We start from the raw sequence: 23,517 nt of genomic DNA on the forward strand, positions 1-23,517 counted from the left end.
CCCGATGGCCTAAGGAGATTTGCAGATGCCCAAGGTCGGTATGCAACCCATCCGCCGCCAGCAATTGATCGAAGCCACTTTGCAGGCTGTCGATCAGGTCGGGATGGGGGACGCCAGCATTGCGCTGATCGCCCGTTTGGCCGGTGTTTCGAACGGCATCATCAGTCACTACTTTCAGGACAAGAATGGCCTGATCGCGGCTACGGCCCAGTACCTGATGACTGTCCTGAGCGAGAACGTCACCGCGCGTCGTCAAGCGCTGACGGACCCGAGCCCGCGAGCTCACCTGAAGGTGATCATCGAGGGCAACTTCGACGCCAGCCAGGTCAACGGCCCGGCAATGAAAACCTGGCTGGCCTTCTGGGCCACCAGCATGCATCACCCGTCATTGCACAGGTTGCAGCGGATCAACGATCACCGTCTGTATTCCAACCTGTGTTGCCAGTTCCGCCGCGTGTTGCCTGTCGACCAGGCACGCAGCGCGGCCCGGGGCCTGGCCGCTCTGATTGACGGTTTGTGGCTGCGCGGAGCGCTGTCGGGAGACGCGTTCGACACCGCCCAGGCACATCGGATCGCGTACGAATACATGGATTTCCAACTGGCCAAGGCAGGAGCGCCAGAGCACACAGAACCGCTCGACTCCTGAACCCCCACCGCAGCGCGTAGTCAGCTGTAAACGACACGCTCGGTGGTCAGCCAACCACTTATGCACTTGCGAGGACTTTATGGCCCGTTTCGAACTGCAAAAACTCTACATCGATGGCGCGTACAGCGATGCCAGCGGCGACGCCACTTTCGAAGCCATCAACCCGGCGAACGGTGAAGTACTCGCCCTGGTGCAGCGCGCAACGAAAGAAGACGTCGAGCGTGCCGTGGTCAGCGCCGAAAAAGGCCAGAAAGTCTGGGCGGCGATGACCGCCATGCAGCGCTCGCGCATCCTGCGTCGCGCCGTGGACATCCTGCGCGAACGCAACGATGAGCTCGCGGCCCTGGAAACCCTGGACACCGGCAAGGCCTATTCCGAAACCCGCTACGTCGACATCGTCACCGGCGCCGACGTGCTGGAATATTACGCAGGCCTGGTGCCCGCTATCGAAGGCGAACAGGTTCCGCTGCGCACCACGTCGTTCGTCTACACCCGCCGCGAGCCCCTGGGCGTCGTCGCCGGTATCGGCGCATGGAACTACCCGATCCAGATCGCCCTGTGGAAATCTGCCCCGGCCCTGGCCGCTGGCAACGCGATGATCTTCAAGCCCAGCGAAGTCACCTCGCTGACCACCCTGAAACTGGCCGAGATCTACACCGAAGCCGGCGTTCCAGCAGGCGTGTTCAACGTGCTGACCGGCAGCGGCCTTGAAGTCGGCACCTGGCTGACCGAGCACCCGCGCATCGAGAAAATCTCCTTCACCGGCGGCACCGACACCGGCAAGAAGGTCATGGCCAGTGCCTCGAGCTCTTCGCTCAAGGACGTGACCATGGAGCTGGGCGGCAAGTCGCCGCTGATCATCTTCGACGACGCCGACCTGGACCGCGCCGCCGACACCGCGATGATGGCCAACTTCTACAGCTCCGGCCAAGTCTGCACCAACGGCACCCGGGTGTTCGTGCCGAGCCACCTGAAGGCTGCCTTCGAAGCCAAGATCGCCGAGCGCGTGGCGCGCATCCGCATCGGCAACCCGGAAGACGAGAACACCAACTTCGGCCCGCTGGTGAGCTTCGCCCACATGGAAAACGTGCTGGGCTACATCGATAAAGGCAAGGCCGAAGGCGCGCGCCTGCTGTGCGGCGGCGGTCGCCTGACGGAAGGCGAACTGGCCAAGGGCGCGTTCGTGGCCCCGACCGTGTTCACCGATTGCACCGATGACATGACCATCGTGCGTGAAGAAATCTTCGGCCCGGTGATGAGCATCCTCACCTTTGATACCGAAGAAGAAGTGATCCGCCGCGCCAACGACACCGACTTCGGCCTGGCCGCCGGTGTCGTGACCCGCGACCTGAACCGTGCGCACCGCGTGATCCACCAGCTCGAAGCGGGCATCTGCTGGATCAACGCCTGGGGCGAATCGGCGGCCGAAATGCCGGTCGGTGGCTACAAGCAATCGGGCGTGGGCCGGGAGAATGGGATCAGCTCGCTGACCAACTACACGCGCATCAAGTCGGTGCAGGTCGAAATGGGCGATTACACGTCGGTGTTCTGATCTGAGACCGAGCCTGAGGCCGGGGCCCTTGTGGCGAGGGAGCTTGCTCCCGCTGGGCCGCGAAGCGGCCTCGACCCAGCTCCCAGGTTCATCCAGACAGAACACGGTCGCCCTGTTTGCGACTGCTGCGCAGCCGAGCGGGAGCAAGCTCCCTCGCCACAGAGAATGTGGCACTCGATGACCGCGACCTGAACCAACTCCAAAAGAGGGTGCATTTCATGTCCCAAGAATTCGATTACATCATCATCGGTGCCGGCTCGGCCGGTAACACCCTGGCCACCCGCCTGACCGAAGACGAAGGCGTTACCGTCTTGCTGCTCGAAGCCGGCGGCCCGGACTATCGCCTCGACTTCCGTACCCAGATGCCCGCCGCCCTGGCATTTCCTCTCCAGGGTCGCCGCTACAACTGGGCCTACCAGACCGATCCGGAGCCGCACATGAACGGCCGTCGCATGGAATGCGGTCGCGGCAAGGGCCTGGGTGGTTCTTCGCTGATCAACGGCATGTGCTACATCCGCGGTAACGCGCTGGACTACGACAACTGGGCCAAGCTGCCCGGCCTGGAAGACTGGACCTACCTCGATTGCCTACCGTATTTCCGTAAAGCCGAAACCCGAGACATCGGCCCGAACGACTACCATGGCGGCGACGGCCCGGTCAGTGTGACCACGCCCAAGCCTGGCAACAATCCGCTGTTCCACGCCATGGTCGAAGCCGGCGTTCAGGCCGGTTACCCGCGTACCGAGGACCTCAACGGCTTCCAGCAGGAAGGTTTCGGCCCGATGGACCGTACCGTCACGCCCAATGGCCGTCGCGCCAGTACCGCGCGCGGTTACCTGGACGTCGCCAAGAAGCGCTCGACGCTGACCATCGTCAGCCACGCGCTGGCCGACAAGATCCTCTTCGAAGGCAAACGCGCGGTCGGCGTGCGTTACCTGGTGGGCGCCGCCGAAGAACGCGTCGAGGCCCGGGCGCGCAAGGAAGTGCTGCTGTGCTCCGGCGCCATCGCCTCGCCGCAGATCCTGCAACGCTCCGGCGTCGGCCCTGCCAAGCTGCTGGAAAACCTCGACATCCCGGTGGTCCACGACCTGCCTGGCGTCGGTGAAAACCTGCAGGACCACCTTGAGCTGTACCTGCAGTACGCCTGCACTCAACCGGTCTCGCTGTACCCGTCGCTGCTCTGGTACAACCAGCCGGCGATCGGTGCCGAGTGGCTGTTCAACGGCACTGGTATCGGCGCCAGCAACCAGTTCGAGGCCGGCGGCTTCATTCGTACGCGCCCCGAGTTCGATTGGCCGAACATCCAGTACCACTTCCTGCCGGTGGCGATTAACTACAACGGCAGCAACGGCGTGAAAGAGCACGGTTTCCAGGCGCACATGGGCTCCATGCGTTCGCCAAGCCGTGGCCGGATCCAGGCCAAGTCCAAGGACCCGCGCCAGCACCCGAGCATCCTGTTCAACTACATGGCCACCGAGCAGGACTGGCAGGAATTTCGCGACGGCATCCGCCTGACCCGCGAGATCATGCAGCAGCCGGCGCTCGATCCGTTCCGTGGTCGCGAAATCAGCCCGGGCATCGAGGTGCAGACGGACGAGCAATTGGACCAGTTCATCCGTGAGCACGCCGAAACCGCGTTCCACCCATCCTGCTCGTGCAAGATGGGCACCGATGATATGGCCGTGGTGGATGGCGAAGGCCGCGTGCACGGCATGGAAGGGTTGCGCGTGGTCGACGCCTCGATCATGCCGATCATCACCACCGGCAACCTGAACGCGCCGACGATCATGATCGCCGAGAAAATCGCCGACAAGATCCGTGGCCGCAAGCCTTTGCCGCGCAGCACCGCACCTTACTACGTCGCCGGCGACGCGCCGGTGCGCGGCAAGCCGTTGCGTGAAGTGGCGACGGCCGCGCAGTAAGACTCCAGATCGCGGCGCGGCCTTCGTCGGATCGCCGCCCGGAGCAAGCTCGCTCCCACAGGGGATTGGCGGTGAACACAGATTTTGTGACTACCAAAGATCCACTGTGGGAGCGAGCTTGCTCGCGATGACGTCCGACCTGACACCGCAAATCCCCATCTGCCTTGATCCCTCCCCCGCCCCAGGCCTACTCTAGAGCCGCCCGCGCCAATGCGCCGCACCTCGCTGCATCGCCACTCCAGACAAGGAGGTTCCATGTTCGACTTCCAACCCCAGCTCAAGCAGCGTTTCGCTGCCTTGCGCACGGGCGCTGAGTTCTTTTCCCTGCGTTACGTACGCGAGTCCGGCCAACATTTGTCGGTGCGCAAGAACGTCGCCGAACCTCCGAGCCTGAGCCACGACGAAGGCGCCATGCTCACCGTGCGGGTCAATGGCGTCGAAACCTATGCGGCCACTAACGACCTTTCCCTGGCCGGCCTGCAAGCGGCGCTGGAGCGGGCCGAGCAATACGCTCGCCAGCTCAAGCCCCACGCCCTGCTGGACCTGCGCGACCAACCGGTGTCCAGCGACCGCGCCGACTACTTCTCGCCGCATTTCGACCAGGCCTTCCCGCCCCTGAGCGATTGCTACCAATTGCTCGGCGACGAATCGGCCGCGGTGCCCGCCGACGAGCGCCTGGTGAACTGGCAGGCCAGCATCGGCCTGACCCAGGTCGAGCAGATCTACCTCAACAGCGCCGGCGCTGAACTGCGCCAGGCCCAACGCTTCATCTACCCGGCCCTGGACGTCACCGCCTTCGACGGCAACGACAGCCAGACCCGCACCCTGGGCCGGGAAAATTTCGGCCAGCAAGGCGGTTTCGATGTGATCAGCCGTTGCGGCCTGATCGGCGCCGGTCCAAGGATCGCCGACCAGGCCCTGCAATTGCTCATGGCGCCCAACACGCCCCAAGGTCCCCGCGACCTGCTGCTGATGCCCGACCAGATGATGTTGCAGATCCACGAGTCCATCGGCCATCCGCTGGAACTGGACCGCATCCTCGGCGACGAGCGCAATTACGCCGGCACCAGCTTCGTCAAGACCGAGGATTTCGGCCACCTGCAGTACGGCTCCAGCCTGTTGAACGTGACCTTCGATCCGGACATTCCCGAGGAGTTGGCCAGTTACAGCCATGACGACGACGGCACGGCCGCCAGCAAGCAGTTCCTGATTCGCGAAGGCCTGTTGCTGCGCCCATTGGGCGGCGCGCTGTCGCAGTTCCGCGCCGGCCTCGACGGTGTTGCCAACAGCCGCGCCTGCGGTTGGAATCGTCCGCCCATCGACCGCATGGCAAACCTGAACATCGAGCCCGGCGACCAATCCCTGGAGCAGTTGATCCAAGGCATCGAGCATGGCGTGCTGATGCGCACCAACCGCTCCTGGTCCATTGACGACGCCCGCAACAAATTCCAGTTCGGCTGCGAATGGGGCCAGTTGATCGAGAACGGTGAGCTCAAGGGCGTAGTGAAGAACCCCAACTACCGGGGCATCTCCGCGCAGTTCTGGAAGAGCCTGCGGGCCGTGGGCGACGCCAGCACGTCCCAAGTGCTTGGCACACCGAATTGCGGCAAGGGCGAACCGAACCAGGTCATCCGCGTTGGCCATGCGTCGCCGGCCTGTGTGTTCAGCAAAGTGGATGTGTTTGGGGGAGACGCCTGATGAGCACCGTCGATAATCAAGCTGGAGCGTTCAAGGCGCTGGTCGATTGGCTGCGCGACGCGTTGCGCGAACCTGAGCAATTCACCCTCGGCTACGCCGCCGAGTCGTCGGCCTTCGTGCGCTTCAACCACGGCAAGGTCCGTCAGGCCGGCCAGGTGCAACAGGCCAACGTCAGTTTCAAGTTGATCAATGACGGCCGTCATGCCGATCTGCAGATCACCTTGTCCGGCGACACCGAGACCGACCTGCGACGCTTGGCCGACGGGTTGCAACAGTTGCGCGAGACGTTGCCGCTGCTGCCAGCCGATCCCTACCTGCTGCTCAACCACAACCATTGGCAGAGCAGCAACGTGCAGGACCATCCCCTGCCGGACACCGAGCAAGCCGTCGCTGAAATCAGCCGTGCCGCCGAGGGCCTGGACTTGGTCGGCTTTTACGCCGCAGGCCCCATCAGCCGTGGCTTCGCCAGTTCCTCGGGAGCGTTCGGCTGGCATCAGGCCAACAGTTTCAACTTCGACTTCAGCTTGTTCCATGAAAACGGCCAGGCCGTGAAGGCCAGCTACGCGGGACACGCCTGGAGCAGCGAAGGATTCGCCCAACGTTTCGAGCAGGCACGCCAGCAGCTGCAATTCCTCGGCCTGCCCCTACGTACGCTGCCGCCGGGCGAATACCGCGCCTACCTGGCGCCGGCCGCGCTGGAAGAAATCATGGGCATGCTCAGTTGGGGCGGATTCTCGGCCCGGGCGATCGCCAGCAAGCAAAGCCCGTTGCAGAAATTCTACGCCGGCGAAGCCCACTTCAGTCCCAACGTGTGGTTGACGGAGCAGGTCAGCGGCTCATTGAGCCCGGCATTTTCCGACGAAGGTTATCCCCGCGATGACCTGGGGCTGATCGCCAAGGGCATGGCCAACGCGCAACTGGTCAACTCCCGCAGCGCCGCCGAATACGGCCTCGCCGCCAACGGCGCCAGCAGCTATGAATACCCCACGGCGCTGGACATGCAGGGCGGGCAATTGGAACAGAAGTACATCCTCGAGCAGCTCGGCACCGGGCTGTACATCAGCAATCTCTGGTACCTGAACTACTCCGACCAACCGGCGGCGCGTCTGACCGGCATGACCCGCTTCGCCACGTTCTGGGTCGAGAACGGTCAGATCCAGGCGCCGGTGAGCACGATGCGCTTCGACGACAGCGTCTACAGTTTGCTCGGCTCGCAACTCGAAGCGCTGACCCGGGAGCGGGAACTTCTGCTTTCGGCCAGCACCTACAGCCAGCGGGCCACGGCCTCGATGTTGCTGCCGGGGGCGTTGGTCAAGAAGCTCACGTTGACGCTATAACACGCAGTGCCCCGTGGCGAGGGAGCTTGCTCCCGCTCGACTGCGAAGCAGTCGTAATCCAGGCGACGCTATCTGTCAGGCACACCGTGTTCACCGGTTTGGGGGTGCTCCGCACCCCAGCGGGAGCAAGCTCCCTCGCCACAGGTAATTGTTTTATTTCACACAAGAGGTCCCATGCCCAACCGCGCTCCCCTCGACGCCGTCACCGCCCGCTGGCTTCCGTGGGTGGTGGCGATTGCCTTCTTCATGCAGTCCCTGGATGGCACCATCCTCAACACCGCCCTGCCCGCCATGGCCAGCGACCTGGCGGAAAACCCGCTGCGCATGCAAGGCGTGATCATTGCCTACATGCTCACCGTGGCCTTGCTGATCCCGGCCTCGGGCTGGATCGCCGACCGCTTCGGCACCAAGAAGATTTTCTTCGGCGCGATCCTGCTGTTCAGCTTCGGCTCGCTGCTGTGCGCCTTGTCTAACTCGTTGAGCATGTTGATCGGCGCACGGGTCGTCCAAGGCTTGGGCGGTGCGCTGATGTTGCCGGTGGGCCGGCTGGTGGTACTGCGGGCTTACCCGCGCTCGGAGTTGGTGCGAATCATGGGCTTCATCACCATCCCCGGGCTGCTCGGCCCGCTGATCGGCCCGACCATGGGCGGCTGGATGGTGGAGTACATGACCTGGCACTGGATTTTCCTCATCAATCTGCCGGTGGGCGTGGTCGGTTGTTACGCGGTATGGAAATTCATCCCGGACCTGCGCGGCACTGAGCGCACGCGCTTCGATGGCGTGGGCTTTCTGTTGTTCGGCGCGGCGATGGTGCTGATCACCGTCGCCATGGAGGGGCTGGGTGAACTGCACCTGCCGCACCTGCGGGTGATGCTGCTGCTGTTTGGCGGCATGGCTTGCCTGGCGGCTTACTGGGTGCGCGCCGGGCACGTCGAGAACGCGCTGTTTCCACCGTCGCTGTTCAAGACCCGGACCTTCGCGGTGGGCATCCTCGGCAACCTGTTCGCGCGCCTGGGCAGCGGTGCCCTGCCGTTCCTGGTGCCGTTGCTGTTGCAAGTCGCCCTGGGTTATTCACCGTCCCAGGCGGGGATGAGCATGCTGCCCCTGGCGGCCGCCGCGATGGTCGCGAAGTCCGTGGCCCGACCGCTGATCGAACGCTTTGGCTACCGCGCCGTGTTGACCAGCAACACCCTGGCCCTGGGCCTGATGCTGGCGAGCATGGGCTTGGTCAGCGAACAGACGCCGTACTGGCTGCTGCTGGCGCACCTGGCAATGCTGGGAGCGATCAACTCGCTGCAATTCACCGCGATGAACACCGTGACCCTGATCGACCTGGACGACGCCAGCGCCAGCAGTGGCAACAGCCTGCTGTCGGTGGTGGCGCAACTGTCCCTGAGCCTGGGCGTGGCTTGTGCAGGTGCCCTGCTGGGAGGTTTTACCGCCCAGGTCGGCAACGACGGCGTGGACACGGTGCTGGGCGCGTTTCAATTGACTTTTGTGACGGTGGGGATCATGGCGATGCTGGCGGCGACGATCTTTTCCCAGCTGTCGAAGCAGGATGGGCGACGGGTCAAGCGGCCGGATGAGCATATCGAGCACTAGATAGGACTCGAACGGTTTTAAGGCTTCAGGGCTTTTGTGGCGAGGGAGCTTGCTCCCGCTCGGCTGCGCAGCAGTCGCAATCCAGGCAATGCGAACTTTCAGGTGCACCGTGTTGGCCGGTTTGGGGCCGGTTTGGGGCCGCTTCGCGCCCCAGCGGGAGCAAGCTCCCTCGCCACGGGGAATTCGCCCACTTCAGAACTGCGCCACAGCTCGTCCAGATCTTTCGAAGAAAGTGGCACGAGGCTGCTACACTGCGCGACATTTTGTTTTGCAGGCCCGTCCCGTGACCACCATCGCCACCGCTTTTAATACTTTGCCGTTGTCCGCCGCCATGCTGGCTAACCTCGAATCACTCGGTTATGCCCAGATGACGCCGATCCAGGCGCAAAGCTTGCCGGTGATCCTCAAGGGCATGGACCTGATCGCCCAGGCCAAGACCGGCAGCGGCAAGACCGCGGCCTTCGGCATCGGCCTGCTGAACCCGATCAACCCACGCTATTTCGGCTGCCAGGCCCTGGTGATGTGCCCGACCCGCGAGCTGGCCGACCAGGTCGCCAAGGAAATCCGCCGCCTGGCCCGCGCCGAAGATAACATCAAGGTCCTGACTCTGTGCGGCGGCGTGTCCTTCGGCCCGCAGATCGCCTCCCTCGAACACGGCGCCCACATCATCGTCGGCACGCCAGGGCGTATCCAACAGCACCTGCGCAAGGGTTCGCTGGTGCTCGATGGCCTCAACACACTGATTCTCGACGAAGCCGACCGCATGCTCGACATGGGCTTCTACGACGCCATCGAAGACATCATCCAGCAGACCCCGGAACGCCGCCAGACGCTGTTGTTCTCCGCGACCTACCCGGTGGGCATCAAGCAACTTGCTTCCAAATTCATGCGCGACCCGCAGCAGGTGAAGGCCGAAGCGCTGCACTCCGACGCGCAGATCGAACAGCGGTTCTACGAGATTTCTCCCGAGGAGCGCATGGACGCGGTGGTCAAGGTCCTGGCGCATTTCCGTCCGGCGTCTTGCGTGGCGTTCTGCTTCACCAAGCAGCAGGTCCAGGAAACCGTCGACCATCTGACGGCCAAGGGCATCTCCGCCGTCGGCCTGCACGGCGACCTGGAACAGCGCGACCGCGACCAGGTGTTGGCAATGTTCGCCAACCGCAGCACCTCGGTGCTGGTGGCCACCGACGTCGCGGCCCGCGGCCTGGACATCGATGCCCTGGACATGGTGATCAACGTCGAACTGGCAAGGGATTCGGAAATCCATATCCACCGCGTCGGCCGCACCGGTCGCGCCGGTGAGAAAGGCATCGCCATCAGCCTCGTGGCGCCCTCCGAAGCCCATCGCGCCCAGGCCATCGAGCAACTGCAGAAATCGCCGTTGAACTGGGACCAACTGGACAACCTCAAGCCTCAGGGAGGCGGCCCGTTGCTGCCGGCCATGAGCACCCTGTGCATCGGCGCCGGGCGCAAGGACAAAGTCCGCCCCGGTGACATCCTAGGCGCCCTGACCGGCGAGGCCGGCATCCCCGGCGCCCAGGTCGGCAAGATCGCAATCTTCGATTTCCAGGCCTATGTGGCCGTGGAACGCGGGATCGCCAAACAGGCGCTGCAACGCCTGAACGATGGCAAGATCAAGGGTCGGTCGTTGCGGGTGCGGATCCTCTGACCGATAGACAGAGATCAAACTGTGGGAGCGAGCTTGCTCGCGATGAGGCCGGTACATTCAACAGTGATGTTGTCTGACAGTCCGCCATCGCGAGCAAGCTCGCTCCCACACTGGGTTTTGTGGCGACACATTTAGAGGACACCGTTTTGCGCTCTACCGAAGTCGTGATCATTGGCGCTGGCGCCGCGGGGTTGATGTGTGCGCTCACCGCTGCCGCGCGCGGGCGCCAAGTGATGTTGCTGGACCACGCCAACAAGGCTGGCAAGAAAATCCTCATGTCGGGCGGTGGACGCTGCAATTTCACCAACATGTATACCGAGCCGGGCAATTTCCTTTCGCAGAACCCGCACTTCTGCAAGTCGGCCCTGGCCCGCTACACCCAGTGGGATTTCATCGCCCTGGTGGCCAAGCACGGCGTGCCCTATCACGAAAAAAAACTCGGTCAGTTGTTCTGCGACAACAAGTCCAGCGACATCCTTGGCCTGCTGCTGGATGAATGCGACCAGGCGGGCGTCAATCTGCACCTGGACACTTCCATCGAGCAGATCGAAAAGACCGACGGCGGCTACCAGTTGCAGACCACCCTCGGACCGATCGCCTGCCAGTCCCTGGTGATCGCCACCGGCGGGCTATCGATCCCGACCCTGGGCGCGACCGGTTTCGGTTATCAAGTCGCGAAGCAGTTCGGCCATCAACTGCTGCCGACCCGCGCCGGGTTGGTGCCGTTCACCATTACCGATCAACTCAAGGCCCTGTGTACCGAACTGTCGGGCACCTCGGTGGATTGCCTGGTGAGCTGCAACGACCAGAGTTTTCGCGAAAACATCCTGTTCACCCACCGCGGCCTGAGCGGTCCGGCGATCCTGCAGATTTCATCATTCTGGGAGCCAGGGGACACGGTGCAGATCAACTTGCTGCCCGACCATGACGTGCCGCAATGGCTGCAGCAGCAACAAGCCGAACGCCCCAACAGCGAGCTGAAGACCTTGCTGGGCGAGCTGTTCACCAAGAAAATGGCCAACCTGCTGGCGGACACCTGGTTCGTCTCCAAACCCATGAAGCAATACACCCACGCGGAGCTCGCCGACATCGCCGAAAAACTGGCGAGCTGGAACGTGGTGCCCGCCGGCACCGAAGGCTACCGCACCGCCGAAGTCACCCTGGGTGGCGTCGATACGCGGGAAGTCTCGTCCAAGACCATGGAATCGTTGAAAAGCCCTGGCCTGTATTTCATTGGCGAAGTGCTGGACGTCACCGGGCACCTGGGCGGGTTCAACTTCCAGTGGGCATGGGCGTCAGGGTATGCGGCGGCGCAGTACGTCTGATTCTCACCGAGGTGGAGCCTGCTTTTGTGGCGAGGGAGCAAACTCCCTCGCCACAGGGTAAAGGTGTGTCCTTGGCATGCAGGAACACTTTTTGCTGCCAGATGTGATCGCCGCCATTGCATCGGCGTCATTACTGCCTCAATTTAGCGTCATTGCCCGTCAGGCCCTTGCACTTCATGTCATCGACCTCGTTTAGCCAGTCACTGCGTCGCCTTTGGGCGCTGGACAAGTTCAGTTATAGCGTGCGGGTGTTCATCGCCCTGACCGGCAGCATGGGGCTGTGCTGGTACCTGGACGAGATGGCGCTGCTGATTCCCCTGTTTTTGGGCATCATCGCCAGCGCCCTGGCCGAAACCGACGACAGCTGGCAAGGCCGCCTCAACGCACTCGCGGTGACGCTCGTGTGCTTCAGCGTCGCCGCGCTGTCGGTGGAATTGCTGTTCCCCTACCCCATCCTGTTCATCGTTGCCCTGGCCCTGGCGGCATTCGGCCTGACCATGCTCGGCGCACTGGGCGAGCGGTATGGCGCCATTGCTTCGGCGACTCTGATCCTGTCGGTCTATACCATGATCGGCGTGGACCAACGCGGTGGCGCGGTCACGGATTTCTGGCATGAACCCTTGCTTCTGGTGGCGGGCGCCGCATGGTACGGCCTGCTCTCGGTGGTGTGGCACGCGCTGTTTTCGAACCAGCCGGTGCAGCAGAGCCTGGCGCGACTTTTCCGTGAACTGGGGCGTTACCTCAAGCTCAAGTCGTCGTTGCTCGAACCGGTCCGACAATTGGACGTCGAGGCACGACGCCTGGAACTGGCCCAGCAGAACGGCCGGGTGGTCGCTGCGCTCAACAGCGCGAAGGAAATCATCCTGCACCGCGTCGGCAATGGCCGGCCGGGCTCGAAAGTCAGCCGCTACCTGAAACTCTATTTCCTCGCCCAGGACATCCACGAACGCGCGAGCTCGTCCCACTACCCCTATAACGCCCTGGCCGAGGCCTTCTTCCACAGCGATGTGCTGTTCCGTTGCCAGCGTCTGCTGCGCCAGCAAGGCAAGGCCTGCCAGGCATTGGCCGAGTCGATCCAGCTACGCCAACCGTTCGTCTACGACGACAGCTTCGCCGAAGCCTTGAATGACCTGCATGCGTCCCTTGAACACCTGCGCATCCAGAGCAACCCAGCCTGGCGTGGCTTGCTGCGCTCGCTGCGGGCGCTGTCGGTGAACCTGGGCACGATGGACCGCCTGCTCAGTGATGCGAGCAACCCCGACGCCCTGGCCGATGCCTCCGACAGCACCCTCCTCGACCGCTCGCCGCGCAACCTCAAGGACGTCTGGCTGCGCCTGCGCACACAGCTCACGCCCACTTCGCTGTTGTTTCGTCACGCCCTGCGCTTGCCCCTGGCCCTGAGCGTCGGCTACGCCATGGTGCATCTGATCCACCCTTCCCAGGGCTACTGGATCATCCTCACCACGTTGTTCGTCTGCCAACCCAATTACGGTGCCACCCGGCGCAAGCTCGGCCAGCGGATCATCGGCACCGCCATCGGCCTGACGGTGGCCTGGGCGCTGTTCGACCTGTTTCCCAACCCGCTGGTGCAATCGTGCTTCGCCATCGTCGCCGGAGTGGTGTTCTTCACCAACCGCACCACCCGCTACACCCTGGCCACCGCCGCCATCACGATCATGGTGCTGTTCTGCTTCAACCAGGTCGGGGACGGCTATGGACTGCTTCTGCCACGGTTGTTCGATACCCTGCTGGGCAGCCTGATCGCCGGGCTGGCGGTTTTCCTGTTCCTGCCCGACTGGCAAGGGCGGCGGCTGAACAAAGTCCTCGCCAATACGCTGACCTGCAACAGCATCTATCTGCGCCAGATCATGCAGCAATACGCGGCCGGCAAGCGCGACGACCTGGCCTATCGCCTGGCCCGACGCAACGCCCATAACGCCGACGCCGCGCTGTCCACGACGCTGGCGAACATGCTGATGGAGCCCGGGCACTTCCGTAAGGAAGCCGATGTCGGGTTCCGCTTCCTGGTGCTCTCCCATACCCTGCTCAGCTACCTGTCGGGCCTGGGCGCCCACCGGGGCACGGAATTGCCCACGGACGTGCGCGAGTACCTGATCGACGGCGCGGGGGTGAAACTGGCCACCAGCATCGACGAAATCGCCCAAGGCCTGGCGAGCAAGCAGCCGATTGCAATCCAGAGCGACGAGGAAGAAACCCTCGCCAGCGAGCTTGAGCAGATGCCCGATGAAATCGACGAAGGCCAGCGCCTGGTGCAGACGCAACTGGCATTGATCTGCCGCCAGCTGGGGCCGTTGCGCACCTTGGCGGCGCATTTGATCAAGGACACCAGTGAGGCTTGAGTGTTGCGGTGGCCAAACCAGCCCCTTCGCGAGCCTGCTCGAGAAGGAGATCAGCCACGCTGCGGTCTCACATCCCGTGCGCCTTCAATAGCCGCTGATAACTCCCATCGGCCTTCATCGCCGCAATCTCGCGATCGAAACCGGCCACGATCCGCTCATGCTCGGGGGTCTTCAGGCTGACCAGGATGTGCAGGCTGTTCTCGCTCAGGGGCTTGGGCAGGAATTCCACGGCATTGCGCACCTTGGGGGATTCTCGAGCCAGGTAGTAACGGGCGACGTATTCGTCTTCCAGGGTCAGCTTCACCCGGTCGGCGGCCACCATGCGCACGGCCATCGCGAAGTTATGCACAGGGACCTTCTGCATCTGCCCGTCCTCGTCGAACGCCTTGGCATAGGCGTAGCCGCGCACCACGGCGACAGGAAAAGCGTAAAGCTGTTGCAGATTGTCGAATTCGATGGCCGCGTCCTTGCGCTTGATGAAGCGCACGCGATTGAGCAGGTATTCGGCCGAAAACTGGCCCACATGGGTGCGCTCTTCGGCATACCAAGCGTTGATCAACACGTCGTAGCGCCCTTCACTGATACCCAGCATCGCCCGGGCCCAGGGCACCTGCTCGAAGTCGCTGGCATAACCGGCCCGTGCCAGTGCAGTGGTGACGATATCGGTGGCCAAGCCGCCATTGATCAACGTCGAATCGGTGAAGGGCGGCCAGGCATCCGCGACCAGGCGCAACTTCTGCGCGCAGGCGTGGTGGCTCAGCAACAGCAGTCCGACCAAAGCAAGAGCTCGATGCAATCGCGGCATGCCAAACATCCTTGACGGGTTCAAAGCCCGGTTTGTTTTTAGCCGAAACTCAAGGGAAGTCCTGAGACATCCGGTCCTAACGTTAGCTCATCGAAACCGCTGCGCAGTGCTCGAATAAAGATTACACAAAGAAGACGGGACCGCGACACATCCATGATGGCATTTTGGCCTTTATCACAGTTTTTTCGTCTGATCGCAGAAGAGACTTCCGACGCAAGGGCGCCTAATATCGGCATCAGGTTCTCAAGGAAATTCAAAAAATGGATATCGACTGGGTCTGCAAACATCACAACGACCTGAACAAGGAACAGCTGTACGCCATCCTCAAACTGCGCGCCGAGGTGTTCGTCGTAGAGCAGAACTGTGCCTATCCGGATGTCGACGGACTGGACCTTGAGGGCGACACGTGCCACCTGATGGCTTGGCGCGACAACCATCTGGTCGCCTACCTGCGCTTGCTCGATCCACATTCGCAAAACAGCGATGTGGTGATTGGTCGGGTGGTCATCGCGCCCGAAGCACGAGGCCAGGGGTTGGGACACGCGCTGATGGAACACGCCCTCAAGCAGGCGGAAAAACACTGGCCAGGTACGTCGATTTCATTGTCGGCCCAGGCGCATCTGCAAGGTTATTACGGGCGATATGGGTTTGAGGCGGTGGGCGTGGAGTACCTGGAAGATGGGATTCCACATATCGGTATGCATCGTCCCTGAGGTCCGCTTCGCGAGCAGGCTCGCTTCCACCAAGGTTGCATTCAAATACGGGAGCGAGCTAGCTCCGGGCGGCGGTCCGACGATGGGGCCAGTAAAACTTCAGGGATACCCAAGCACCGCCTTGATCCGCTCGAGGTTCTGCTCGATCCACCGCCGATCAATCGCCCCCCAATCACGAATTCGATACTGCCCGGCATGGTTGCGCGCGCCTTGCTGCTGTTCGAACTCACAGATGATGTCCAGGTCCGCCAATGCCGCGACAGTATCCTGCGCGGTACGCCGTGGCATGCCGGTGGCCTCGGTGAGCGCGGGAATGTTGCTGGCCAGGTCGCTGTCGATCAGGTAAGCCACATACAGGCGACGATAGAAGCTGCTCTTGGTCTTGCTGACGTCCATCCACTCATTCCTTGTCTTGTTGCAGGTCGCGCCAGGTCAGGTACACGCGCAAGTCGAATTCCAGCTGGTGGTAGCCCGGCAGCATGTGTTCGCAAAGGTTATAGAACGCCTTGTTGTGGTCCGACTCCTTGAAGTGGGCGAGCTCGTGAACCACGATCATCTTCAGAAACTCAGGCGCCGCGTCCTTGAACAACGAGGCAATGCGGATTTCCTTCTTGGCCTTGAGCTTGCCGCCCTGCACCCGCGAGACCGCCGTGTGCAGGCCGAGCGCGCGGTGGGTCAGGTCGAGACGGTTGTCGAACAGCACCTTGTCGATCGCCGGTGCGTTGCGCAGGTATTGCTGCTTGATTTGCAGCGCATAACCATACAACGCCTTGTCGCTCTGGATCGGATGGCGGCCGGGATAGCGCTGGTGCAGGTAGTCGCCCAGCCGATCCTGGGCAATCAATTGCTGCACCTGGGCTTGCAGGGCGGCGGGGTACGCCTGGAGGTACTTGAGCGTGGTCATCGGCCGGCAACAAATCACAAAAAGGTTGCCAGTGTAGCGAATTCAGGCCTGCACCGCGCTCCAGTCGAAGGGCCGGGCAAAGGCATCGGTATCCTCGGCCATCAAGGGCCGGGCCACCAGGAAACCTTGTACATATTCACAACCGTGATCCCTGAGCCACTGGTACTGCGCCGCGGTTTCAACCCCCTCGGCGATCACCCGCAACCCCAGTTGACCGCACAGATCGATCACCGAGGCGGCCAACGCGGCGTCCCGTGGCGAGTCCGGCAAGCGGGCAATCAAATGCCGATCAAGCTTGAGGGTATCGAGCTCAAGATCGCGCAGATGCGCCAGCGAGCAAGGGCCCGAACCGAAATCGTCCAATGCCACCCGCACGCCCAGGTGACGCAGCAGCCGCAACTGCTTATGGGTTTCGTCGGGGTTGCGCATCAACGCATCTTCCGTCACTTCAACCTCCAGTTGCCGGGGCTTCAAGGCATGGCGCTCCAGCACCTGGCGTAATTCGGTGACCAGGTTCGGCATGCCGAACTGCGTACTGCTAAGGCTCACACCCAGCACCAGGTCATCCGCGAACATGCGTTCCCAGACTTTGCGCTGGGCCGCGCTGCGATGATAAATCCAGCTGCCCAGCCGGCTGATCAACCGTACCTCCTCAAGCAACGGCAGGAACAAGCCTGGCGGCACGTCGCCGACGCTCGGATGCTGCCAGCGCAACAGCGCTTCGAAGCCGCGAGTGCGCCCATCGCGAATGCTGACCTGCGGCTGATAGACCATGTTGAAATCACGGTTCTCGATTGCCGAACGCACGCTCTCTTCGAGCATGAGCCGTGAACGGGCTCGACCGTTCATTTCATGGTCGTAGAAACGGTATTGCTGGCGGCCGGCACGCTTGGCTTCGTACATGGCGATGTCGGAGGCGCGCAGCAAACCGTCGAGGTTGGAGCCGCAGTCCGGATAGGTCGCGATACCAATGCTCGCCCCCAGCGTCACGTCCATGCCGTCGATCTGCTGGCAGACCGAGACCCGCTCGATGAGCTTTTCGGCAATCTTCGCCGCCTGCTCAGGCAGTTCCAGATCCAGCAGCGCGGTGAATTCGTCGCCCCCCAGGCGCGCCAGGATGTCGAACGGACGCAGGCACGTCTTCAATTGCTCCGAGACCCAGCGCAGCACCCGGTCACCGGCATCGTGGCCCAGGGAATCGTTGACCCGCTTGAATCCATCCAGATCCAGGTACAGCAACACCCAGTTGCTTTCCAGCCGCTCGCTGCGCATCAGCAGGTTTTCCGCCGTCTGATAGAACCCCCTGCGGTTGAGCAGGCCGGTCAAGGGGTCGGTGACAGCCTGGAATTCGAGTTGCTGATGCAGATGACGAACCACCGACATGTCCTGAAGCGTGACCACCATCGCCCTCTGCTCCGCAGGCAATGGCGCGCAGGACAAGGCTACCGACACCTGCTGGCCAGGCGCCGTACGCAACACGGCATCGTGCAAGCGCCAGGTTTCGCCGCGCATATAGGCGGTATGGATGTCGGAATCAAGCCATTCGGGAATGTGGGGTTTTTGCAGGAAATCGAGGAACGCCATGCCTTGCAACCGGTCGGCGGTGGCGTTGAGCAAGCGGCAGGTGGAAGGGTTGGCGAACCGGATGCATCCGTTCTCATCCACCACGAGGATTCCCTCGGCGGCGTTGTCCAGCACCGAGGCATTGAAGGCCCGGGCAGCCTCGAGATCCTGGCTCAGACGCTGCAACGCGCGCCGGTTGCGCTGGTGCTCCAGCAAGGCATGCACCTTGGGCTTGAGGATCTGTGGATCGAATGGCTTGAACAGGTAATCCACCGCGCCACTGGCGTATCCCTTGATGACCGCGTCCTGGGATTGCTCATTGGCCGTCAGGAAGATGATGGGCGTAAGCCGCGTGCGCTGGCTGCCACGCATCAGGCGCGCCACTTCGAAGCCGTCCATGTCCGGCATCTGCACATCCAGCAGCACCAGGTCGATGTCGTGTTCCAGGAGCATGTTGAGCGCCTCGACACCAGAGGCGGCGGTCATCACCCGCCAATCCGGACGCTGCAACAACGCTCGCATGCTGAGCAGGTTTTCAGGGTAGTCATCAACGATCAAAAGGACGGAGCTGTCTTCGCCAAACGGGGGTTGCGCGCATTCCATGCTGCTTCTCTTATCGGGGCGCCATGTCCGTCTTATGGAACAAGGCGGACAACATACAGTGATCTCACTCTAGACCGGGATTTTGAAAAGCAGTAGGTGTCATCGCGCCATCATCCAGACAAAGCCCGAAATAGCCGACTAACGGTCACCCTCTCCAGGCACAGAAACTGCAATGACCTACTCGACGAACAATTGACGTCAAACATTCGCCGACCGGTCAACAACAAAAAGCCCCATCCAGCGTTTCGAGACGCTTCAAAGGGCGGTTTAAAGCCTCCCGACACGGCGTGCACCTTTTACATCAGATACGTAGGAACCTGGACATGATCGATCTCGCAACCTGGAACTTGAGCATCCCCGAAGGCAGCCCGGCGATGACCATCGACACCCCTCGCCTGGCCCAAGGGTTCAAGGACCAATATTTCAACGCCGAAACCGGCACCGTATTCTTTTGGGCGCCAGTGACCGGCACCAAAACGGCCAACGCGAGTTACCCGCGGAGCGAGCTGCGGGAAACCTTTCCCGACGGACGATTGCGCAACTGGCTCTACCCTGCGGCAGATAACACCTTACGCGCGACCGTGGCGGTCAACCAGGTGCCCAGCACCGGCAAGATCGTGATCGGCCAGATTCACACAAAGGACAGCAACAGCCCGATGGTGAAGCTGGAATACCAATACAAGACTAAAAGTTCGACCGGCAACATCGTCGCCAAAGTGCGCATGCGCCCGGATGACAAGGAGGGCCAGGTCATCACCGTCGCTACCGGTGTGACGCTCAACCGCAACTTTTCCTACATGATCCACCTGAGCCCCAAGGGCGCGTTGGGCATTTCCGCGGCGGGTTACAACTGGCGCACCACCGTTGACCCAAGCTGGAAAGTCAAACCGCTCTACTTCAAGGCAGGCGCGTACGTGCAAGACAACACCGGTTATGTCACTGAAGGCGGGAAAGTGACGTTCAGCAAGTTGGAAATCAAGCACACCACGCTTTGATCGCCGACCCGCTCCGCCGCCATTGCAGCAGGGACGCTGCGATGGGTTCCCGCCTTCATCCCTCGGTTTCAACAGGCCCATGATGTCTTCACGCAACAAGCGTCAAAAGGCCATCGTGTAATCGTTCCATCGAAAATCCAATTTTTCGACCAGCGGTCCCTTCTCTCGGGCACAAAACCGCAAAACGCCACTCTGACGGTCTGCTGACGCCAACCCTTCGCCGGACGAACGTGCCAATTTTTCGTCCGCGCCTGCGTCTGGCCTCAGCAAAAGCGCGTCTTAGAGCCTCCGGCTGTGGCGTAAATCATTTCTTTTTCTCAGAAAGGATCCGAACATGGTCGATCTTGCAACCTGGAACCTGAGCATTCCCGAAGGCAGCCCGCCGAAAACCATCGAAACGCCGCGCCTGGTGGACGGGTTCAAGGATAAGTATTTCAATTCCCAAGGCAGCACGGTGTATTTCTGGTCGCCGGTGACGGGCTCCAAGACTGAAAATGCGATCTACCCGCGCAGTGAACTGCGCGAAACCTATAAAGACGGAAGGTTGCGCAATTGGGTCTACCCAGACGCCGACAACTTCCTGAGGGCAACGCTCGCCGTCAATCAAGTACCTAGCAGCGGCAAGATCGTCATCGGTCAGATCCATGCCAAGGACAGCAGCAAACCCATGGTCAAGCTGGAATACCAATACAAGGACGACAGCGACACCGGGAACATCGTCGCCAAGGTCCGCATGCGCCCCGATGACAGCGAAGGCAGGGTTATCACCGTCGCCACGGGGGTGAAGCTCAATCGGTCCTTCTCCTACCGGATTCACCTCGATCGTACCGGTGACCTGGGCATCACCGCGGCCGGCAACAGTTGGTACACCACCGTCGGCCGCGCCTGGCGCGACAAGCCGTTGTACTTCAAGGCCGGGGTATATGTGCAGGACAACTCGGGCTACACCAGCGAAGGCGGGAAGGTGACGTTCAGCGTGCTGGATATCGATCACAACACCTGAGTTTTCACGTCCTAAAATCTCGTAGGAATTTACACCATGTGGCGAGGGAGCTTGCTCCCGCTGGGCTGCGAAGCGGCCCCTTCTTTCCGCCAGCCCCATCTCATGCACCGGTTTTGCGGGGGCTGCGCCCCCGAGCGGGAGCAAGCTCCCTCGCCACAGGGGGCCGGTGCGTCCTACAGGGCCGATTTTGGCCTTGGGAATCTGCTCTATAGTTCGGTGGGTCTGCTGGCTTTGGTTGGTGGACAAGGGTTTCGCAGCCCGTGTGAGTTAGAATCACGACCGTCAGAAATCGACATAGGCACTCCTGTCTATGCTCGGCTTTTCATGGCGGCTGTGTGTGGGAGATCTTCGGGTCTGCCGGGTTTCTCTAACTCCTCGGTCTGCGAACCCGCACATGGCTGCCACCCAATTTGTTTCGCAGCGAACGGTGGCAAATACCTATTTGAGTTAGAGGTTTGTCATGAAAGCCGAACAATTGCCCACTCGCTTCACTCCGCTCACCCCGATCGCCACCACCCAGCCCGTCCTGTTCATCGATAAAACCGTCCCACTGACCGAGCTCCACGCCTGCGCCAGCGAACGCTTGCATGCCACGCTCGACTACCTGACGCTCATGGCCTGCGCCACCTTGCGCGACTCGGCTGCTGGCGACTTCAACACCCTAACGAACGTCGCCCGGATCCTCGACCAAGACGTGACGGACGTGTTCGGTGTCATTGAACAGCGCGGCCTCGAAGACCAATAGAGGTCCCCTGTGTGCGAGCCTGTTCGCGAATCGGCAAAGCAGTGATATCCACTGACACACCGCGAGCGCGAGCAAGCTCACCTAATCCGCAGGCAAAGTCATCGGACGATAGGAGGTCATGTGCATATTCTTTTGAGCAGAGTAGGATTAAATCCCATCTTACCCAGGAGGCTCATCATGCGTAGCACTCAACAGTTCAGCATCACGCTGCCTAACCAGATGGCTGACGTAGTGAAAGCCAAGGTGGCTGCCGGTGAGTACGCCACTGAAAGCGAAGTCATTCGGGATGGCCTCCGAGCACTGCTAGCTCGTGATCGTGCGTTGGAAAACTGGCTCGTAGGCCAAGTGGCCCCAGCTTATGACGCGTTGAAAACCGATCCCTCGCGAGCATTGAACGTGGACCAGGTGCGCTCCCGATTGGCGGCAGAGCACGAAAATTCCACTGTGAAACCGTGAATGGCTTACACCGTCGAGTTTGCACCGGAAGCCCTTGAGCAATTAGCTGCCCTCTACCGCTACATTGCCACAGCGGCTTCGCCGGAAATGGCCCGTCGGTATACCGACGCCATCGTGACCTACTGTGAAGAACTACAGACGTTCCCGCACCGAGGGAACCAAAGGCACGAGATACGCCCGGGTTTGCATATCACAAACTACCGTAAACGGACCGTGATCGCCTTTGCTGTTGAAGCCGAGCTGGTTTCCATTCTGGGCGTGTTTTATGGCGGACAAGACTTTGAGGGCGCTTTGCAGAGTGGACTGGACGATTAAAACCAGCTCACTCTCGAAGCGGCCAACCCAAGCACCGGCTATACACACAAATCCGCCCCATTAAAAAACCCGCATCACTGCGGGTTTTTCTCACAACGTTGAAGCCTCAGTTGACCTTAGCGTTCAACTCACCCTTCAAATACCGCTGATACATGGCTTCCAACGAGATCGGCTTAATCTTCGAAGCATTACCCGCAGTACCAAACGCCTCATAACGCGCGATACACACATCCCGCATAGCGGTCACGGTCGCGCCAAAGAATTTACGCGGGTCGAACTCGCTCGGATTGGTCGCCATCAACCGACGCATGGCACCGGTAGAAGCCAGGCGCAAATCGGTATCGATGTTGACCTTGCGCACGCCGTACTTGATGCCTTCGACGATTTCTTCAACCGGCACGCCGTAGGTTTCCTTGATGTCGCCGCCGTACTGGTTGATGATCGCCAGCCACTCTTGCGGTACCGAGGACGAGCCGTGCATCACCAGGTGGGTGTTGGGGATGCGCTTGTGGATTTCCTTGATGCGGTCGATCGCCAGTACATCGCCGGTAGGCGGCTTGGTGAACTTGTAGGCGCCGTGGCTGGTGCCGATGGCGATGGCCAGGGCATCGACCTGGGTTTTCTTGACGAAGTCCGCGGCTTCTTCCGGGTCGGTCAGCATCTGGCTGTGATCCAGCACGCCTTCGGCGCCGATGCCGTCTTCTTCGCCGGCCATGCCGGTTTCCAGCGAGCCCAGGCAACCCAGTTCGCCTTCCACCGAAACGCCGCAGGCGTGGGCCATGGCGACGGTCTGCTGGGTGACCCGCACGTTGTATTCGTAGTCGGTCGGGGTCTTGCCGTCTTCGCCGAGGGAGCCGTCCATCATCACCGAGCTGAAGCCCAGTTGGATGGAGCGCTGGCAGACGTCAGGGCTGGTGCCGTGGTCCTGGTGCATGCACACCGGGATGTGCGGGAATTCTTCGATCGCTGCCAGGATCAGGTGGCGCAGGAACGGCGCGCCGGCGTATTTGCGGGCACCGGCCGAGGCCTGGACGATTACCGGGGAGTCAGTCTTGTCAGCGGCTTCCATGATGGCGCGCATCTGCTCAAGGTTGTTGACGTTAAAGGCTGGGACGCCGTAGCCGAACTCGGCTGCGTGGTCCAGCATCTGACGCATGCTGATAAGTGCCATTGTGTGTATCTCTCCCGGTCGAGGGTCGTTAATCGTGCCAGCCTGCCGGAGCGGCGGCGGCTATTCAAGTCATTGCGGATCGGGGGTTGACCCGATCTGCATGTCCAATGAAACAAAATCTCACTACAAACAA

The 23,517-nt window shown here is 61.6% G+C and carries 20 protein-coding genes; 15 read left to right on the top strand and 5 right to left on the bottom strand.

Features of this window, described 5'->3' with window-relative positions; all coding sequences use genetic code 11:
• The first annotated feature begins 25 nt into the window (after window positions 1–25).
• The 9 genes from betI to yccS all read left to right on the top strand — a co-directional run bounded on the left by betI (window position 26) and on the right by yccS (window position 14,111).
• Complete coding sequence (betI, locus tag J3P76_RS23545; protein WP_434561885.1) at window positions 26–646, top strand: transcriptional regulator BetI; 621 nt, start codon at window positions 26–28, stop codon at window positions 644–646.
• A gap of 79 nt (window positions 647–725) precedes the next feature.
• Window positions 726–2,198, top strand: a complete 1,473-nt coding sequence (betB, locus tag J3P76_RS23550) for a betaine-aldehyde dehydrogenase (protein ID WP_434701300.1) — start codon at window positions 726–728, stop codon at window positions 2,196–2,198.
• A 218-nt stretch (window positions 2,199–2,416) separates the two neighbouring features.
• Window positions 2,417–4,120 (top strand): choline dehydrogenase, encoded by a 1,704-nt coding sequence (gene betA, locus J3P76_RS23555; RefSeq protein WP_434701301.1) that lies wholly within the window; start codon window positions 2,417–2,419, stop codon window positions 4,118–4,120.
• Between the two features lie 255 nt (window positions 4,121–4,375).
• Complete coding sequence (locus J3P76_RS23560) at window positions 4,376–5,818, top strand: TldD/PmbA family protein (RefSeq protein ID WP_434701302.1); 1,443 nt, start codon at window positions 4,376–4,378, stop codon at window positions 5,816–5,818.
• The gene (locus tag J3P76_RS23565) at window positions 5,818–7,155 is read left to right on the top strand and encodes a TldD/PmbA family protein (protein WP_434701304.1); all 1,338 of its coding nucleotides are present in this window, start codon (window positions 5,818–5,820) and stop codon (window positions 7,153–7,155) included. The genes J3P76_RS23560 and J3P76_RS23565 overlap by 1 nt, the downstream gene beginning before the upstream one ends.
• A gap of 174 nt (window positions 7,156–7,329) precedes the next feature.
• Window positions 7,330–8,757, top strand: a complete 1,428-nt coding sequence (gene mdtD / locus J3P76_RS23570) for a multidrug transporter subunit MdtD (RefSeq protein ID WP_434701305.1) — start codon at window positions 7,330–7,332, stop codon at window positions 8,755–8,757.
• Between the two features lie 331 nt (window positions 8,758–9,088).
• Window positions 9,089–10,426 carry an ATP-dependent RNA helicase DbpA gene (gene dbpA / locus J3P76_RS23575; RefSeq protein WP_420765169.1) on the top strand — a complete coding sequence of 446 codons (1,338 nt, stop codon included), beginning with the start codon at window positions 9,089–9,091 and terminating at the stop codon, window positions 10,424–10,426.
• A 146-nt stretch (window positions 10,427–10,572) separates the two neighbouring features.
• Window positions 10,573–11,751 carry an NAD(P)/FAD-dependent oxidoreductase gene (locus J3P76_RS23580; protein ID WP_420764968.1) on the top strand — a complete coding sequence of 393 codons (1,179 nt, stop codon included), beginning with the start codon at window positions 10,573–10,575 and terminating at the stop codon, window positions 11,749–11,751.
• Window positions 11,752–11,927: 176 nt separating this feature from the next.
• The gene (gene yccS / locus J3P76_RS23585; RefSeq protein WP_434701306.1) at window positions 11,928–14,111 is read left to right on the top strand and encodes a YccS family putative transporter; all 2,184 of its coding nucleotides are present in this window, start codon (window positions 11,928–11,930) and stop codon (window positions 14,109–14,111) included.
• A 67-nt stretch (window positions 14,112–14,178) separates the two neighbouring features.
• Here the strand turns inward: yccS and J3P76_RS23590 are convergent, their stop codons facing one another.
• Complete coding sequence (locus J3P76_RS23590; RefSeq protein ID WP_434561875.1) at window positions 14,179–14,916, bottom strand: substrate-binding periplasmic protein; 738 nt, start codon at window positions 14,914–14,916, stop codon at window positions 14,179–14,181.
• A 260-nt stretch (window positions 14,917–15,176) separates the two neighbouring features.
• Here J3P76_RS23590 and J3P76_RS23595 point away from each other — a divergent pair, with 260 nt between their 5' ends.
• Complete coding sequence (locus J3P76_RS23595; protein ID WP_420764971.1) at window positions 15,177–15,629, top strand: GNAT family N-acetyltransferase; 453 nt, start codon at window positions 15,177–15,179, stop codon at window positions 15,627–15,629.
• A gap of 99 nt (window positions 15,630–15,728) precedes the next feature.
• On the opposite strand, the gene J3P76_RS23600 is transcribed toward J3P76_RS23595, so the two are convergent.
• From J3P76_RS23600 to J3P76_RS23610, 3 genes are read right to left on the bottom strand one after another with little or no spacing between them, the layout of a single operon-like run.
• Entirely contained in the window at window positions 15,729–16,025 is a 297-nt protein-coding gene (locus J3P76_RS23600) for a winged helix-turn-helix domain-containing protein (RefSeq protein ID WP_420764972.1), read from the bottom strand.
• Between the two features lie 4 nt (window positions 16,026–16,029).
• A complete protein-coding gene (locus J3P76_RS23605) occupies window positions 16,030–16,533 on the bottom strand; it encodes a M48 metallopeptidase family protein (RefSeq protein ID WP_420764973.1) in 504 nt (167 codons plus the stop codon).
• A gap of 42 nt (window positions 16,534–16,575) precedes the next feature.
• A complete protein-coding gene (locus J3P76_RS23610; RefSeq protein WP_420764974.1) occupies window positions 16,576–18,699 on the bottom strand; it encodes a putative bifunctional diguanylate cyclase/phosphodiesterase in 2,124 nt (707 codons plus the stop codon).
• 323 nt (window positions 18,700–19,022) lie between these two features.
• Between J3P76_RS23610 and J3P76_RS23615 the strand changes: the two genes are divergently transcribed.
• The 5 genes from J3P76_RS23615 (at window position 19,023) to J3P76_RS23635 (ending at window position 22,213) form a co-directional block, all read left to right on the top strand.
• The gene (locus J3P76_RS23615; protein WP_434561871.1) at window positions 19,023–19,694 is read left to right on the top strand and encodes a polysaccharide lyase family 7 protein; all 672 of its coding nucleotides are present in this window, start codon (window positions 19,023–19,025) and stop codon (window positions 19,692–19,694) included.
• Window positions 19,695–20,028: 334 nt separating this feature from the next.
• On the top strand, window positions 20,029–20,697 hold the full coding sequence (locus J3P76_RS23620) for a polysaccharide lyase family 7 protein (RefSeq protein ID WP_420764976.1): 669 nt from the start codon (window positions 20,029–20,031) through the stop codon (window positions 20,695–20,697).
• A 460-nt stretch (window positions 20,698–21,157) separates the two neighbouring features.
• Window positions 21,158–21,442, top strand: a complete 285-nt coding sequence (locus J3P76_RS23625) for a fructose-bisphosphate aldolase (protein ID WP_434609089.1) — start codon at window positions 21,158–21,160, stop codon at window positions 21,440–21,442.
• Window positions 21,443–21,619: 177 nt separating this feature from the next.
• Window positions 21,620–21,898 (top strand): ribbon-helix-helix domain-containing protein, encoded by a 279-nt coding sequence (locus J3P76_RS23630; protein WP_420764978.1) that lies wholly within the window; start codon window positions 21,620–21,622, stop codon window positions 21,896–21,898.
• A complete protein-coding gene (locus J3P76_RS23635; protein WP_434609084.1) occupies window positions 21,899–22,213 on the top strand; it encodes a type II toxin-antitoxin system RelE/ParE family toxin in 315 nt (104 codons plus the stop codon).
• 106 nt (window positions 22,214–22,319) lie between these two features.
• Here the strand turns inward: J3P76_RS23635 and fba are convergent, their stop codons facing one another.
• Complete coding sequence (gene fba, locus J3P76_RS23640) at window positions 22,320–23,384, bottom strand: class II fructose-bisphosphate aldolase (protein ID WP_003177554.1); 1,065 nt, start codon at window positions 23,382–23,384, stop codon at window positions 22,320–22,322.
• Window positions 23,385–23,517: the final 133 nt, after the last annotated feature.

It is taken from the genome of Pseudomonas sp. D1-36 (genome assembly GCF_051132205.1).
GTDB lineage: Bacteria > Pseudomonadota > Gammaproteobacteria > Pseudomonadales > Pseudomonadaceae > Aquipseudomonas.

Coding starts and splice junctions, on each gene's coding strand:
- betA (WP_434701301.1), top strand. CDS start 2,417: ATGTCCCAAGAATTCGATTACATCATCATCGGTGCCGGCTCGGCCGGT.
- J3P76_RS23615 (WP_434561871.1), top strand. CDS start 19,023: ATGATCGATCTCGCAACCTGGAACTTGAGCATCCCCGAAGGCAGCCCG.
- J3P76_RS23610 (WP_420764974.1), bottom strand. CDS start 18,699: ATGGAATGCGCGCAACCCCCGTTTGGCGAAGACAGCTCCGTCCTTTTG.
- fba (WP_003177554.1), bottom strand. CDS start 23,384: ATGGCACTTATCAGCATGCGTCAGATGCTGGACCACGCAGCCGAGTTC.
- J3P76_RS23625 (WP_434609089.1), top strand. CDS start 21,158: ATGAAAGCCGAACAATTGCCCACTCGCTTCACTCCGCTCACCCCGATC.
- J3P76_RS23620 (WP_420764976.1), top strand. CDS start 20,029: ATGGTCGATCTTGCAACCTGGAACCTGAGCATTCCCGAAGGCAGCCCG.
- J3P76_RS23635 (WP_434609084.1), top strand. CDS start 21,899: ATGGCTTACACCGTCGAGTTTGCACCGGAAGCCCTTGAGCAATTAGCT.
- dbpA (WP_420765169.1), top strand. CDS start 9,089: ATGCTGGCTAACCTCGAATCACTCGGTTATGCCCAGATGACGCCGATC.
- betB (WP_434701300.1), top strand. CDS start 726: ATGGCCCGTTTCGAACTGCAAAAACTCTACATCGATGGCGCGTACAGC.
- J3P76_RS23590 (WP_434561875.1), bottom strand. CDS start 14,916: ATGCCGCGATTGCATCGAGCTCTTGCTTTGGTCGGACTGCTGTTGCTG.
- J3P76_RS23630 (WP_420764978.1), top strand. CDS start 21,620: ATGCGTAGCACTCAACAGTTCAGCATCACGCTGCCTAACCAGATGGCT.
- J3P76_RS23560 (WP_434701302.1), top strand. CDS start 4,376: ATGTTCGACTTCCAACCCCAGCTCAAGCAGCGTTTCGCTGCCTTGCGC.
- J3P76_RS23605 (WP_420764973.1), bottom strand. CDS start 16,533: ATGACCACGCTCAAGTACCTCCAGGCGTACCCCGCCGCCCTGCAAGCC.
- J3P76_RS23565 (WP_434701304.1), top strand. CDS start 5,818: ATGAGCACCGTCGATAATCAAGCTGGAGCGTTCAAGGCGCTGGTCGAT.
- betI (WP_434561885.1), top strand. CDS start 26: ATGCCCAAGGTCGGTATGCAACCCATCCGCCGCCAGCAATTGATCGAA.
- J3P76_RS23600 (WP_420764972.1), bottom strand. CDS start 16,025: ATGGACGTCAGCAAGACCAAGAGCAGCTTCTATCGTCGCCTGTATGTG.
- mdtD (WP_434701305.1), top strand. CDS start 7,330: ATGCCCAACCGCGCTCCCCTCGACGCCGTCACCGCCCGCTGGCTTCCG.
- yccS (WP_434701306.1), top strand. CDS start 11,928: ATGTCATCGACCTCGTTTAGCCAGTCACTGCGTCGCCTTTGGGCGCTG.
- J3P76_RS23595 (WP_420764971.1), top strand. CDS start 15,177: ATGGATATCGACTGGGTCTGCAAACATCACAACGACCTGAACAAGGAA.